The sequence below is a fragment of the Acinetobacter sp. Leaf130 genome (assembly GCF_001423205.1).
GTDB lineage: Bacteria > Pseudomonadota > Gammaproteobacteria > Pseudomonadales > Moraxellaceae > Acinetobacter > Acinetobacter calcoaceticus.
In genome coordinates this window covers 1-13358 of sequence record NZ_LMOE01000005.1, presented here as the reverse complement: position 1 = coordinate 13358, position 13358 = coordinate 1, and the positions used below count along the sequence as shown (strand labels likewise).

General features: G+C 38.8%; 11 protein-coding genes. 5 read left to right on the top strand and 6 right to left on the bottom strand.

The genetic code is table 11. The features are described from left to right. The first annotated feature begins 283 nt into the window (after positions 1-283). Together ASF86_RS10615 and ASF86_RS10610 are read left to right on the top strand one after the other, a co-directional pair. Positions 284-1579: a solute carrier family 23 protein gene (locus ASF86_RS10615; protein WP_045434079.1), complete on the top strand. Its 1296-nt coding sequence runs from the start codon at positions 284-286 to the stop codon at positions 1577-1579. Positions 1580-1685: 106 nt separating this feature from the next. Further along, positions 1686-2576: a LysR family transcriptional regulator gene (locus tag ASF86_RS10610; RefSeq protein ID WP_056481911.1), complete on the top strand. Its 891-nt coding sequence runs from the start codon at positions 1686-1688 to the stop codon at positions 2574-2576. Positions 2577-2585: 9 nt separating this feature from the next. Here ASF86_RS10610 and ASF86_RS10605 read toward each other — a convergent pair whose 3' ends face one another. From ASF86_RS10605 to ilvD, 3 genes are all read right to left on the bottom strand, one after another. Continuing rightward, positions 2586-3317 carry a sulfite exporter TauE/SafE family protein gene (locus ASF86_RS10605; RefSeq protein ID WP_045434088.1) on the bottom strand — a complete coding sequence of 244 codons (732 nt, stop codon included), beginning with the start codon at positions 3315-3317 and terminating at the stop codon, positions 2586-2588. A 78-nt stretch (positions 3318-3395) separates the two neighbouring features. Beyond that, positions 3396-4685: a hypothetical protein gene (locus ASF86_RS10600; protein WP_005037789.1), complete on the bottom strand. Its 1290-nt coding sequence runs from the start codon at positions 4683-4685 to the stop codon at positions 3396-3398. Between the two features lie 317 nt (positions 4686-5002). After that, complete coding sequence (gene ilvD / locus ASF86_RS10595) at positions 5003-6832, bottom strand: dihydroxy-acid dehydratase (RefSeq protein WP_003654323.1); 1830 nt, start codon at positions 6830-6832, stop codon at positions 5003-5005. 349 nt (positions 6833-7181) lie between these two features. On the opposite strand from ilvD, the gene fmt reads away from it, so the two are divergent. Next, a complete protein-coding gene (fmt, locus tag ASF86_RS10590; RefSeq protein ID WP_056481908.1) occupies positions 7182-8144 on the top strand; it encodes a methionyl-tRNA formyltransferase in 963 nt (320 codons plus the stop codon). Continuing rightward, complete coding sequence (gene rsmB, locus ASF86_RS10585) at positions 8141-9445, top strand: 16S rRNA (cytosine(967)-C(5))-methyltransferase RsmB (protein WP_056481905.1); 1305 nt, start codon at positions 8141-8143, stop codon at positions 9443-9445. The genes fmt and rsmB overlap by 4 nt, the downstream gene beginning before the upstream one ends. A 39-nt stretch (positions 9446-9484) precedes the next feature. Here rsmB and ASF86_RS19280 read toward each other — a convergent pair whose 3' ends face one another. Both ASF86_RS19280 and ASF86_RS10580 read right to left on the bottom strand, forming a co-directional pair. Continuing rightward, the gene (locus ASF86_RS19280) at positions 9485-9628 is read right to left on the bottom strand and encodes a methionine/alanine import family NSS transporter small subunit (RefSeq protein ID WP_004640212.1); all 144 of its coding nucleotides are present in this window, start codon (positions 9626-9628) and stop codon (positions 9485-9487) included. 12 nt (positions 9629-9640) lie between these two features. Further along, entirely contained in the window at positions 9641-11119 is a 1479-nt protein-coding gene (locus tag ASF86_RS10580) for a sodium-dependent transporter (protein ID WP_005037781.1), read from the bottom strand. Positions 11120-11774: 655 nt separating this feature from the next. Between ASF86_RS10580 and ASF86_RS10575 the strand changes: the two genes are divergently transcribed. Further along, positions 11775-12467, top strand: coding sequence for a TIGR04219 family outer membrane beta-barrel protein (locus ASF86_RS10575; RefSeq protein WP_056481902.1), 693 nt, complete (start codon positions 11775-11777; stop codon positions 12465-12467). 59 nt (positions 12468-12526) lie between these two features. Here the strand turns inward: ASF86_RS10575 and ASF86_RS10570 are convergent, their stop codons facing one another. Then, positions 12527-13126, bottom strand: a complete 600-nt coding sequence (locus ASF86_RS10570; RefSeq protein ID WP_056481899.1) for a glutathione S-transferase family protein — start codon at positions 13124-13126, stop codon at positions 12527-12529. Between the last annotated feature and the right edge of the window lie 232 nt (positions 13127-13358).

The following is a 13358-nucleotide window of genomic DNA, read 5'->3' as shown; positions in this document are numbered from 1 at the left end:
TGTTTAACAAAGCAGTGCATTACCGATGCGCTGCTTTTTACTTACAAAGTTCCCCAGTTTTCTTAAATTTTCCCCGATTTTCTATTTTTTTAAATATTTTTTAAAAATCATAAAATTAATTTTTATAAGAAAAAAATAACTAAATACGTACATTTAGAATTTAAAAAATTATACCAATCGTTAAAAAATAATTAATTTTCACTGACATACTTCTCTCTAGAGATTAAATGCATTCTCAAGAAAGAGTATCATTGCACCAATTAAAGAATAACGAGTTTATTTTATGTCCAATTGGTTTCCAAAATGGCAGCCTTACCAAGGTGATATTGACCATCGGCCAGTCTCTACCAATGAATATCTCCCTCCTGTTCAAAGTGCTATTTTAGGTATCCAACATGCGTTTGCCATGTTTGGAGCAACTGTTTTAGCACCATTACTCATGGGTTTTAATCCAAATCTTGCCATTTTAATGTCTGGCATCTGTACCATCCTGTTCTTCTTAATTACAGGTGGTCGCGTTCCAAGTTATTTAGGTTCAAGCTTTGCTTTTATTGGGGTCGTTGCAGCAGCAACTGGGCATATTACAGGTTCAGGTGCAAATCCAAATCTGTCTATGGCTTTAGGTGGAATCGTTGCGTGTGGTGTGTTTTATGCCCTCATCGGTTTTATTGTGATGCTCACCGGTACACGCTGGATTGAAAAACTTATGCCGCCTGTTGTTACTGGCGCGATTGTAATGATTATTGGTCTAAACCTTGCACCTGTTACGATTAAAGGTGTTGCAGGCCAACCATTTGAAATGTGGATGGCACTCATTACCGTACTTTGTATGGGAAGTATTGCGGTCTTTACTCGCGGCTTATTGCAACGTCTACTTTTATTGGTCGGTTTAATCTTGGCTTATGTGATTTATGCCATCACCACCAATGGTCTAGGTTTAGGAAAACCAATCGATTTTAGCCAGATCTCTCAAGCCGCATGGTTCGGTATTCCAAGTTTTTCACACCCTACTTTTGACACCAGAGCTATGCTCATTATTGCTCCGGTTGCGCTTATTTTAGTAGCAGAAAACCTAGGGCATATTAAAGCTGTAGGCGCCATGACTGGTGAAAACCTGACTCCACAATTAGGTAAAGCATTTGTCGCAGATGGTTTGGCCACAACGCTGTCTGGTAGCGTTGGCGCACCAGGTATGACCACCTATGGTGAAAACATTGGGGTCATGGCGGTAACTCGTGTGTACTCAACCATTGTTTTTGTTATTGCTGGTGTCTTCGCTATTTTCTTGGGTTTATCTCCAAAATTTGGTGCAGTGATTAGTACCATCCCAAATGCTGTTTTAACAGGTGCATCTATTGTCGTATTTGGTTTAATTACCATTGCTGGTGCAAAAATCTGGATTGAAAATAAAGTCGATTTTTCTAACAATAAAAACCTGATTGTTGCTTCTGTGACGATTATTTTAGGTGCCGGAAACTTTGAATTGATGTTTGGTAACTTCAATTTAGGCGGCATTGGTACCGCAACGTTTGCAGCCATTATTTTGAACTGGTTGTTTAGTTTAAAAGATAAAGCGTAAGTCCCAAAAGGCAGCATCAGCTGCCTTTTTTATTATTATTTTTCATCGCCCTTTCCTGATTACTTTTTAGTATGATGATCACTTACCCTTCAATACGTTCCCTGTCATGCGTTTTGATTTTTTTGATTTACAACTGGTTCTCCATATTGTTTCTACAGGTAGCCTAACTAAAGGTGCAGATCGTTCCGCGATTTCACTTCAGGCTGCCAGCGAACGTATAAAAAAACTCGAACAATATTTTGAAACTCCTTTATTTATTCGCCACACCACTGGAGTAGAGCTAACAACGGCAGGACATGCTTTTATTGAGCATGCTCGTCAGCTTCTGGCACAAAAAGATCAACTCGAACAAGAAATGCAGCGTTTTAGGCAAAAGACCACAGAATCTTTGATCCTTTGGTGTAACTCTTCTGCTCAAAGCGAATATCTACCGCCTCTCTTACCGCAATATCTTGTACTGCATCCCGAAATGAATATTGATTTACATGAAGCCGAAAGCTCTGAAATTGTAGATGCATTAACGCAGGGAATTGCCAATTTAGGACTCGTCTCAAGTTTTTTTGATACAAGGCATTTGCAAACAAAAGAATTTGCCCGCGACCCTTTAGTTCTGATTTGCCCTACTACCCACAATTTAGCTCAATACCAAGAGCTGAATTTGGTAGATGCTTTAAGCTATGGCTTTATTGGCCTTAAACCCCATCACTCTTTGCAGCAGTCCATCGAAACTCAAGCTAAATTACTAGGCTTTAACATACAGTATCGTTTACGTTTACCTAATTTTGGCGCAATTGCTGAGGTTGTGGCGAAAGGTGTTGGAATTGCAATTATGCCCGCCCGCGCTGCACAGCGTTTGCAATCGGACTATGATTTCCATTCGATTCAATTACTCGGTGCGTGGGCAAACCGTAAATTGCTTTTAGCTACACAAGATTTCAGTCAGCTTCCTAACAATTATCAGCAATTTGCAGATTTTTTACTGCAACATCGCCCTTAAATACTTGGCTTAGTGCAAAATCATATAAATCCCTAATGACACCAAACCAATAAAAAATATACGACGAAATTTTTGTTCATTGAGTCGATAACGGATTTTTTTACCTAACCACATTCCAACTAATGCAGCGAATAAAGCCGCAAAAGATAAACGATAGTCTAGCGTTATTCCTGACATAGGGTTGTGGTGTAAAAAGACTGCAAGGCAAATGGTAGAGACAGTAAAAGTCAGCCCCAAAGCCTGTACCAACTCATCACGTTTTAAATGCAATGACTGCAAGTAAGGCACTACTGGAATAATAATCACACCTGTTGCTACCGTCACTGCCCCACCAATATAACCAATGATGGGCGATAACCAACGTTCATGCTTGCCTAAGTGTGGAAGCTTCTTCACACATAGACCGTAGAGTCCATATAAAGCCAGCATACAGCCTAATAAAATTTCACTACTATGCCCATGACTTTGGCTCAAGGTGGGCAGAAAGCTCCATATTGAGCCCACTACAATGCCTACAAGCAAAGTCCAGAAACGGCGAATAAAAGCCCAGACATGTCCTTCAGCGAAAAGCTGCCAAACATTAGTGACCATTGAAGGAACAATGAGTAAAGAGGCTGCTTGAAAAGGACTCATTGCGATGGTGAGTAAGCCCATCGATACTGCGGGCAACCCTAGACCAATCATGCCTTTAATCATGCCAGCAAAGGCAAACACCATCATAATAATTGCTAGAAATGTCACTGTTTATCTCCGATTCCCTACATGGTTATGCTACGGAAAAAACAGGTTTTGCCCTATTCTTGTTTTTAGGAGAAGGCCTCAATTAAAAGTTGAGGCTGTTTTATATTTTTCTTCTAATACATTGCTAAAAATACTTTCAATCATCCAAACACGATACAAACTATTAAATACATAGCTTTGCCCATCAATACGCAACTCTAAAACTGGTAAATCAGGCTGATGCTTATCTCTGCAAAATGCGTCATTTTGCGCCAGAACAGCTGGCACATCCTGTTCGGTTAACTGCTCAATTCCCAACTGTTGCTGTAATTCTTGGAAATGCTTTTTGAAAGATAAATCTTTGCCTTTTGTCCAAACAGCCTGCAAAATCGTAAAAACCGTATCGATTTGCTGATTTTCAGGCACACTATAGAAAAGCTTTGCCATTTCAAGCGTACTTTCTTCTGTAGGACGGCAAAAAGGGGTAAAAGCTACATCTGTTCGTTTAGAAACACGGGTTGCCAAACTCCAGTCAAACCAATCTCGGCCTTGATAGCTTAAAGGGTAAACTTTTAATTGAATGTCATAATAATCGGCCAGCTCTTCCTTAATATAAGCAAGTAACAGCCAACTCATTGGATCTTCTAAGGCAATATATATATCGAGTTCAGGACGAAGTGTCTGAATTTCGGTAAGTGCCTCAGCATCATTAATCAAATGTTCACGCCATTCGATATGATTAATTAAAAAGATCGGATTACCAGTAAGTAACTTTTGCTGTTTTAGACGACGGGTTAAACGTAATAAATCATCTACTGCATGATACTTACGTCCACCAAATTCAAAGTACGCCGCCGGTACAGGCTCATCCGTAAAAATACGTTCTGAAAAATGTTGAGGAAGCTGATGTTTAACTGCCATGGCATGTAAAGTACGCAGCTTTCCATATTGCTGCTGCCAAAGCATGTGAAAAATATCTTCTAGTAAATGTAAGAAATTCTGACCTTGTAATGGAGTTCTTTTTAATATGACAGCGGCTTGTTTTAAAGATTCTTGGCTTGGGATTTCTGGAAATTCATCAAAAGCAAAACGGTGTTGCTTGGCTAATATTTTGGCATCATTTAGACAATAATTTTGCCACTCTTCATGTGACATACCATTCGGAGGCTCAGAAGCCGTATGGGAAATAATAATTTTTAAAGGCTTAAGTTCATCACTTAAAATCTCATCGAGCTGAGACAATTGCTGAACAGCCAAATAGCTATACACATCATCAAGTCGTAAATAAATACTTAAACCATTTTCCGTGGGTAACACCGCTTGACGAGAGGGTTTTTGGTAAAACCAACTCGATCGGATAGGGTCAAACCAACGGCGTAGCAGTGACATGAATAGTGCCTCTAAAAAATAAAATCCTAAGCTAGACCAAAAAACTGCTTTGATCGCAGTACAAAGTGCCGCAGAAGTTTAATATACAAAACACTGACGGGCTCTGCTTATGCAGAACAAATATCATGTTATTGCACGTGTTCCTGCATCGGTGAAGATTTTATCATCATTTTATGACAAACCCATAGAATGACTTGCAACACCCTCATCTACAAGTCTATTTTTTTCATCAGGCGAAAAAAATGCACCCTCAACAGATAATAATTCATCGTATTGAAGAGTGCATAATTTCTACTCAATTATTAAAATTGAATATTTTATAGAACGCGTACAGCTCCTTTCGCCGCACTTGTTGTATGCATTGCATAAACTTTTAACGCTTTTGATACTTTACGTTTACGTTCTTCTTTCGGATGCCAGCCTTTCGCTTCTTGAACGGTACGACGGTGCGCCATAGTCGCATCATCAACGTTCAAGTGAATGGTACGGTTTGGAATATCAATTTCAATGGTATCACCATCTTCGACCAAACCAATGGCACCGCCTTCAGCAGCTTCTGGTGAAACATGTCCAATCGAAAGACCTGATGAACCACCAGAGAAACGACCATCTGTAACTAATGCACAGTCTTTTCCTAAACCTTTTGATTTAAGATAGCTGGTTGGGTAAAGCATTTCTTGCATACCCGGACCACCACGTGGACCTTCGTAACGAATAACAACGACATCACCAGCTTTAATATCATGACCCAAGATTGCATCTACAGCAGCATCTTGACTCTCAAACACGCGCGCTGTGCCAGTAAATTTTAGGATAGATTCATCTACACCCGCAGTTTTTACAATACAGCCGTCAAGAGCGATGTTGCCGTATAGCACAGCTAAACCACCATCTTTAGAAAATGCATGTTCTGCATTGCGGATAACGCCTTTTTCACGATCGCCATCTAAAGTTGCATAGTAACGATTTTGAGAGAATGCAACTTGTGTTGGTACACCACCCGGAGATGAGCGATAGAACTCATATACGTCTGCATCTTCAGTGCGAATAATATCCCACTTATCCAATGCATCTTTTAAAGTTTTCTCATGTACGGTTGGTAGTGATACATCAAGTAAATTCGCACGATCAAGTTCACCTAAAATGGCCATGATGCCACCTGCACGGTGTACATCTTCCATATGAACATCTTGTTTTGCAGGCGCTACTTTAGATAATACAGGCACTCGACGTGATAGTTCGTCAATATCGTCCATGGTAAAGTCAACTTCCGCTTCACTTGCCGCAGCCAATAAGTGTAGAACGGTATTGGTTGAACCACCCATTGCAATATCAAGCGTCATGGCATTTTTAAATGCAGCCTTAGTTGCAATTGAACGAGGTAAAATGCTTGCATCTTCTTGTTCGTAATAGCGCTTAGCCAATTCAACAATAAGCTGACCTGCTTTTAAGAATAATTTTTTACGATTAGCATGTGTCGCGACAATCGAACCATTACCCGGTAAAGATAAACCTAACGCTTCGGTTAAACAGTTCATTGAGTTTGCAGTGAACATACCTGAACATGAACCACAGGTTGGACATGCTGAACGTTCAAATTCTTCAACTTCTTCGTCTGTATAACTTTCATCAGCTGCAACAACCATTGCATCAACAAGATCAATCGCTTTTTCATTACCGCGGAATTTGACCTTACCTGCTTCCATTGGTCCACCAGACACAAAAACCACAGGAATATTCAGGCGCATCGCAGCCATGAGCATTCCCGGAGTAATCTTGTCACAGTTAGAAATACAGACCATAGCATCAGCACAATGCGCATTCACCATGTACTCTACTGAGTCAGCAATCAAATCACGTGATGGTAAAGAATAAAGCATGCCGTCATGCCCCATTGCGATCCCGTCGTCTACTGCGATTGTATTGAACTCTTTAGCAACACCACCTGATGCCTGAATTTCTGCTGCAACAAGCTGCCCTAGATCTTTAAGATGTACATGGCCCGGAACAAATTGAGTAAATGAATTGACCACCGCAATAATCGGTTTGCCGAAATCCTCATCTTTCATTCCTGTTGCACGCCATAAGCCACGTGCGCCAGCCATATTTCTTCCGTGTGTCGATGTTTTTGAACGATAGTCAGGCATTAGTGTTTCCAACAAGTTGTGCTTGAGCGAAATTTCTCCCACTCTGGCTGAATGATACTGATATAGCGTTAGATCAGTCGGAATATTGACTCATCATCATAATTTGATCATTCTCCATTCTATAGAAGCAAATAATATTCGGAAAGCCAAGAACAGTAATAGTCAGTCAATATTTAGCAAAACTTACATGAATAATTTTTTATTTTTTCATAACCTTTTTTTATCAATAAAATTTTTTTCAATAATTTTTTGTTCACTATTTAAAAACCAAATCTCTCAATAGCCATGAGTTTAGGGCTTCAAACGTTTTTCACGTATACTATCCACAAACTCTTTTTGGATTGCATTTGTGAAAATTATTTTTGCTGGCACCCCCGAATTTGCTGCAACAGCATTGGCGGCTTTATTAAAAACTTCCCATGAAATTATCGCAGTTTATACTCAACCAGATCGTAAAGCTGGTCGCGGACAAAAATTAACGCCATCTCCTGTAAAACAGCTTGCCCTTGAACATAATATCCCTGTTTATCAACCGCTTCACTTTAAAGCTTCAACTGAAGAAGGCTTGGCCGCGCAACAAGAACTCGCTGCTTTAGGTGCTGATGTGATGGTGGTTGCTGCCTATGGTTTGATTCTTCCACAAGCTGTACTCGATACACCTAAATATGGCTGTTTAAATATTCATGGCTCATTATTACCACGATGGCGCGGTGCAGCACCAATTCAGCGCGCAATCGCAACAGGTGATGATGAAACAGGCATTACGATTATGCAGATGGCTGCTGGTTTAGATACAGGCGATATGATGTATAAAACCTACTGCCCAATCACCGCCGAAGAGACCTCTGCCAGCTTGCATGACAAATTAGCTGTTCAAGGTGCAGAAGCGATTTGTACCGTACTCGAGTCAGAAACAACATTACAAAAATATTTGGCAGAACGTGAAGTTCAAGATGAAAGCCTAACTGTCTATGCACACAAGCTCGTGAAATCAGAAGCTCGAATTGACTGGTCAACTGATGCTATTCAACTTGACCGAAATATTCGTGCCTTCAACCCTTGGCCAGTTGCCTTCGTTCAGTTAGATGAAAATAATGCGCTGCGTGTTTGGAGCTCAATAATTTCTAGTCAAAACAAAGCGAATGCCCAAGCTGGTGAAATTATCGCGATTGATAAGCAAGGCGTACATGTTGCTTGTGGGCAAGTTTCCTTTATTTGTTTGACCAGTGTGCAATGGCCGGGCGGCAAAGCAATGAATGCCCAACAAATTGCCCAAACTCAAAAACTTCACGTAGGACAAATTCTGCCATGAGTCAGGTTTCATCAAATTCGTCACGATTTAACTTACGTGCTCAAGTCGTCCAGACGTTATTAAAAGTTCAGCAAGGCCAATCACTCGCTAGTATTTTAAATACACAGCTGAATCAAGTTGCAGAACGTGACCGTGCACTATTTCATGAACTTGTTCTGGGTACATTGCGTCAATGGTTTGCACTTAAATCAATTAGCTTACCTTTGCTCAGCAAACCCTTAAATAATGAAACTGTTGAAACCTGTCTTTACGTCGGTCTTTATCAAGTTTTATGCACGCGTATTGCCGCACATGCTGCGATCTCTGAAACAGTAGATGCCACTAAACAACTTGGGTTCCCAGCACTCAGCGGCATTGTGAATGCTATTTTGCGCCGAGCGACGCGTGAAACTGATGAATTTCAACAAGGTTTACAACAGGCGCATGGCTTACCAAGTTGGCTTTATAAGCGTGTGAAAAAAGATTGGGGTGAACAAACCGAATCTCTATGCCAATCATTAAAGCAAGTCGCACCTTTAACCTTAAGGGTTAATCAACGCCACATTGGCCGAGACGCTTATTTAGCAAAATTACAAAGTTTAGAAATTAAAGCACGTGCGTGTATTTTATCTGAAGCAGGCATCGTCCTTGAGCAATCTGTTCAAATTACCCAGCTACCTGGTTTTGAAGAGGGATGGTTTTCTGTACAAGACGAACACGCTCAGCTTTGTGCAACATTATTACCAGATTTAAATAATAAAACAGTGATTGATGCCTGTGCAGCACCCGGTGGAAAAACGGCTCATTTACTCGAAAAGTTTAAACCGGCTAAGCTCATTGCCATTGACCAAGATTCTAACCGTTTAGTCCGTGTGACTGAAAATTTAAACCGTTTAGCACTCGATCAAACTCATACAGAAATTTTGGCAGCTGATGCAACCCAATGGGTTCCAGCGCAGCCTGTAGATTGTATTGTGCTAGATGCGCCTTGCTCTGCAACAGGGGTTATTCGACGTCATCCTGACATACGTTTATTACGCCAATCTAGCGATATAGGCCAAACGATTGAGCTACAAAAGCAGATCTTGCAGCACATGTGGCAACAGCTCAAAGCTGGCGGCACACTGCTCTACATCACATGTTCAGTTTTAAAAGCTGAGAATGAACAGCAAATGGTAGATTTCTTTGCAGAACATAATGATGCGAAAGAAATTAAAATTGAAGCGGATTGGGGTATTGAGCAAATTCATGGCCGACAATTGCTGCCAGAAGCACAATCTGGCGATGGATTTTATTATTGTAAAATTCAAAAAATTGCATAAAAAAAGCAGGCTTCGAGCCTGCTTTTTACTAGATCAGCTTCAAAGCGTATGTTGATCTTTTACATCTTCTAAAACATCATCTAACTCTTCAGGATGTTTCGACAAATGTAGAATGGATAAAATCAATCCACCCCATAAAAACACCATCGAAATCACCATCATCACGATTGCCGAAGTATTCATTATTTTATCCTCCTAGCGATCTTTCATTTTGCTTAACACGATTGCAACGACCGCACAGAAAATCACACTGCCCCAGCCGAATACACCTTGTAAGCTCATACTATAAGTATCATAGCCATTTTTGATCAAATTAAAAACAGTCAAACAGAGTGTAGTTAACAAGATTAAAGATGTAATAACCGTTAAAGTGAAATCCCACCCCTTACCAACTTGGATGGTTGAGATACGATTTATATGGTCACTAAGTTCTTTAAGAGCTGAACGTTTAAACCAAGCTACGCTAATAATTGATATTAATGCGCCACCAATAATCCCGATGTTATTAATAAAGTGATCGACAATATCAACCAGTTTAATTGCATTTACACTTGAGAATAGAATAATTGATACGAGCGCACTACCACCACCAATAATGGTTACAGCTTTTTTACGGCCCCATTTCAATTTATCTTGCATTGCTGCAATAGGCACTTCCAAAATACTGACCATCGAAGAAATACCTGCGACGAAAAGTGAAGAGAAGAATAAGAGACCAAATAAATCGGCACCTGTACCTAAACTTGAAATAATTTTAGGGAATGCAATAAATGCCAATCCAATCCCGCCACTCACCACATCTTTAACTTCTGTACCAGCAGCATGTGCCATAAAACCTAGCGCTGCAAAAATACCAATACCCGCTAAAATCTCTGTTGATGCATTTGCAAAACCAACGATTAAGCCAGAACCAGTTAAATTAGTTTTTGGTTTCAAATATGATGCATACGTCACCATGATCCCGAAGCCAACAGAGAGAGAGAAGAAGGTATGACCATAAGCGGCTAACCAAACTTTATAATCCATCATTGCTGACCAGTTTGGCGTAAAGAATGCATTCAAACCTTGAACTGCACCCGGCAAACGCAATGACTGAATCACCAAAATAGTGAATAGAACGAATAATAATGGCATGAAAATCTTATTAGATAATTCCACACCCTTTTTCACGCCACCATAAAGAATGATTAAAGTAAGTGCCCAAATTCCAACAATCGGCCAGAATAAATGACTTACAAACTGTAGATCAAAACCAGTCGCTTTTGAGGTTTGTAGGTAAGTATTAAAGAAGAAACCTTCTGGATCACTTCCCCACATTTGACCAATAGAGAAGTAAACGTAACTACCTGCCCAAGTCAGGACGCTTGCATAATACAAACCGATGATAATGCAGACACAAACCTGCCACCACCCTAAAGTTTCTCCGCCTTTAAATAAAGCACGATATGCTTTTGGAGGCGAACCAGTACTACGATGGCCTACCGCATAATCTAAAAATAGTAACGGTAAACCAGCAGTAATGAGTGCTAATAGATAAGGAATAAGAAACGCACCACCACCATTTTCATAAGCAACGTATGGAAAGCGCCAAATATTACCTAAACCTACAGCCGAGCCAACGGCTGCAATAATAAAACCAGATCGTGACGTCCAGTTTTCACGAGAATCTGCCATAAAACACCTAATGTTAAAAGATTACTTATTTTTACTGCTATTGTTGATTGTTATTCCGCATGCAAAAAAAGAACCAAAAAATACTTTTGTGTTTGTAGAAAATAAAAAGAACCTTTTGAGTATTTTTATTCCCTTAACAAACAAGCAAAAATAGAAAATTCTTCCTTAAAGATTTTTGTCCATTTTTTGCTCCTATATAGCTGAACAATACCTGTTTTTATTTCTTTTTACTGTAATTTCCGTCAGAAATTTTACGAATTTTCTGAGTTTTTTTCACAATTGGTTATTTTTCAGCTTATCTTTACGCCCTAAAGCTTAGGTTCAGACATTATTGTTCAATGATATTTTATTCCAATTCATTGAAAGAGCTCTTCAATTACTCGACTTATCCAGTAATTTATTCTTAACTCTTCAGTTTTCAATTAAGATTTAAATGTCACAGTACTGTTAGATGACAAAATTTATACTAAAATTTTTATACGCTTAGTGTCATCAAAATTAATAAATAAATATTAGTTGTTTGAAATACATGAATTTTTATTCAGTCTCAAAAAATCTTATAGATATATACTCGATAGGCTTATTTTTTATCAATGCATCTGTAGCAAGATGTCTATATCATGCGCTCGAAGATTTCTTTTATTCGGATGTTAAAATGAAAATATTAAAAATGTCTTTATTAGCGCTCGGGATGGGCTTAAGTGGCTTTGCTCAAGCAGACTTTGTTGGAGTCAAAGGAGAAGTAGGCTACTGGTTTTATGACGGTAAAGCTAATATGTCTTCTCAATTCCCTGAGGATCAGGATCTAGATCAAAAAGGTAGTGCTCAACTCTCATTGTCAGTAGAACACCCAATCCCATTTATTCCAAATGCAAAAATTCGTTATGTAAATTTAGATACTCAAACTAAATCAGAAACTCTAGGTCAAGCTAACTATAAAGTTGATTTAGATCATAGCGATTTTATTCTCTATTACGAATTACTAGATAATATTGTGAGTGTAGATGCTGGACTTGGTGCAACTGTACTAAATGGTGATATCACTGCGTATACAGGTAAGCGCTTGGATATTGATAAAACGTACCCTATTGCTTATTTATCAGGCGAAGTAAAACTTCCATTTACAGGTTTAAGTGCTAAAGGTGAAGCAACCTATACAAACTTTGACGATGCACGAATTACAGATGCGCTAGCAGAAGTAAAATATAAGTTTGCAGATAACCTACTAATTGATCTTGGTTTAACAGCAGGCTATCGCATACTCAATATCGATTTAGATGACTACGATAACAATGACCTTAAATTTGAATTTAAAGGTCCGTATGTTGGTTTAGAAGCACATTTCTAAATCAGAATGAGCTCAAAATTTCCCCCATATATAAAAAAGAACTCTATAAGAGTTCTTTTTTATTCAATCATACTCACATATCTGGGATATTCTTGAATTCTCTGACACCATGCTTGAATATTTGGGTATAACTTTAAATCGAAGCCACCTTCATCAGCCACATGTGTATAAGCATATAGCGCAATATCAGCAATGGTGAGTTGTGGTCCTGTAAGATAGTCGTGCTCTGCTAATACTTTATCCATAATAGATAATGCTTTATGCCCTTTTGGCTGTAAATTATAATATTCGTTTCTTCTATCTTCTGGTAAACCTAAATATTTATTAATAAAACGTGCAACTGCAATAAAAGGTTCATGGCTATATTGTTCAAAGAACATCCATTGGTACATTTTTGCTTTAATAAAAAGATCTATAGAAATAAATTTTGTTCCCTCAGCTAAGTAACCTAAAATAGCATTCGATTCACTTAAAACACGACCGTCTTCCAGAACTAATACAGGTATTTTTCCATTAGGGTTTAGGGATAAAAACTCTTGGGTTTGAGTATCTTTTTTTAAAATATCAATATGAATCCATCTATGATTAATATTTAATAAGGAAAGTAAAAGTTTGATTTTATAGCAATTACCCGAACCCATATCACCATAGATTTTCATATGTACTTCTCTCTTATTATTTATGCTTAAATAGATAATTTTCTTATTATTTATAGCACAGCTCTCTCATAATATTCCTATATTTTTATTTCACTTTTTCTTTACTTCCTAAAGCATTACTCCCCTTTTCCAAACATAAAAAAACACCCTCAACTGTAAAGTTGAGGGTGTTTAGAATAATGAGCTGGCGATGACTTACTCTCACATGGGAAACCCCACACTACCATCAGCG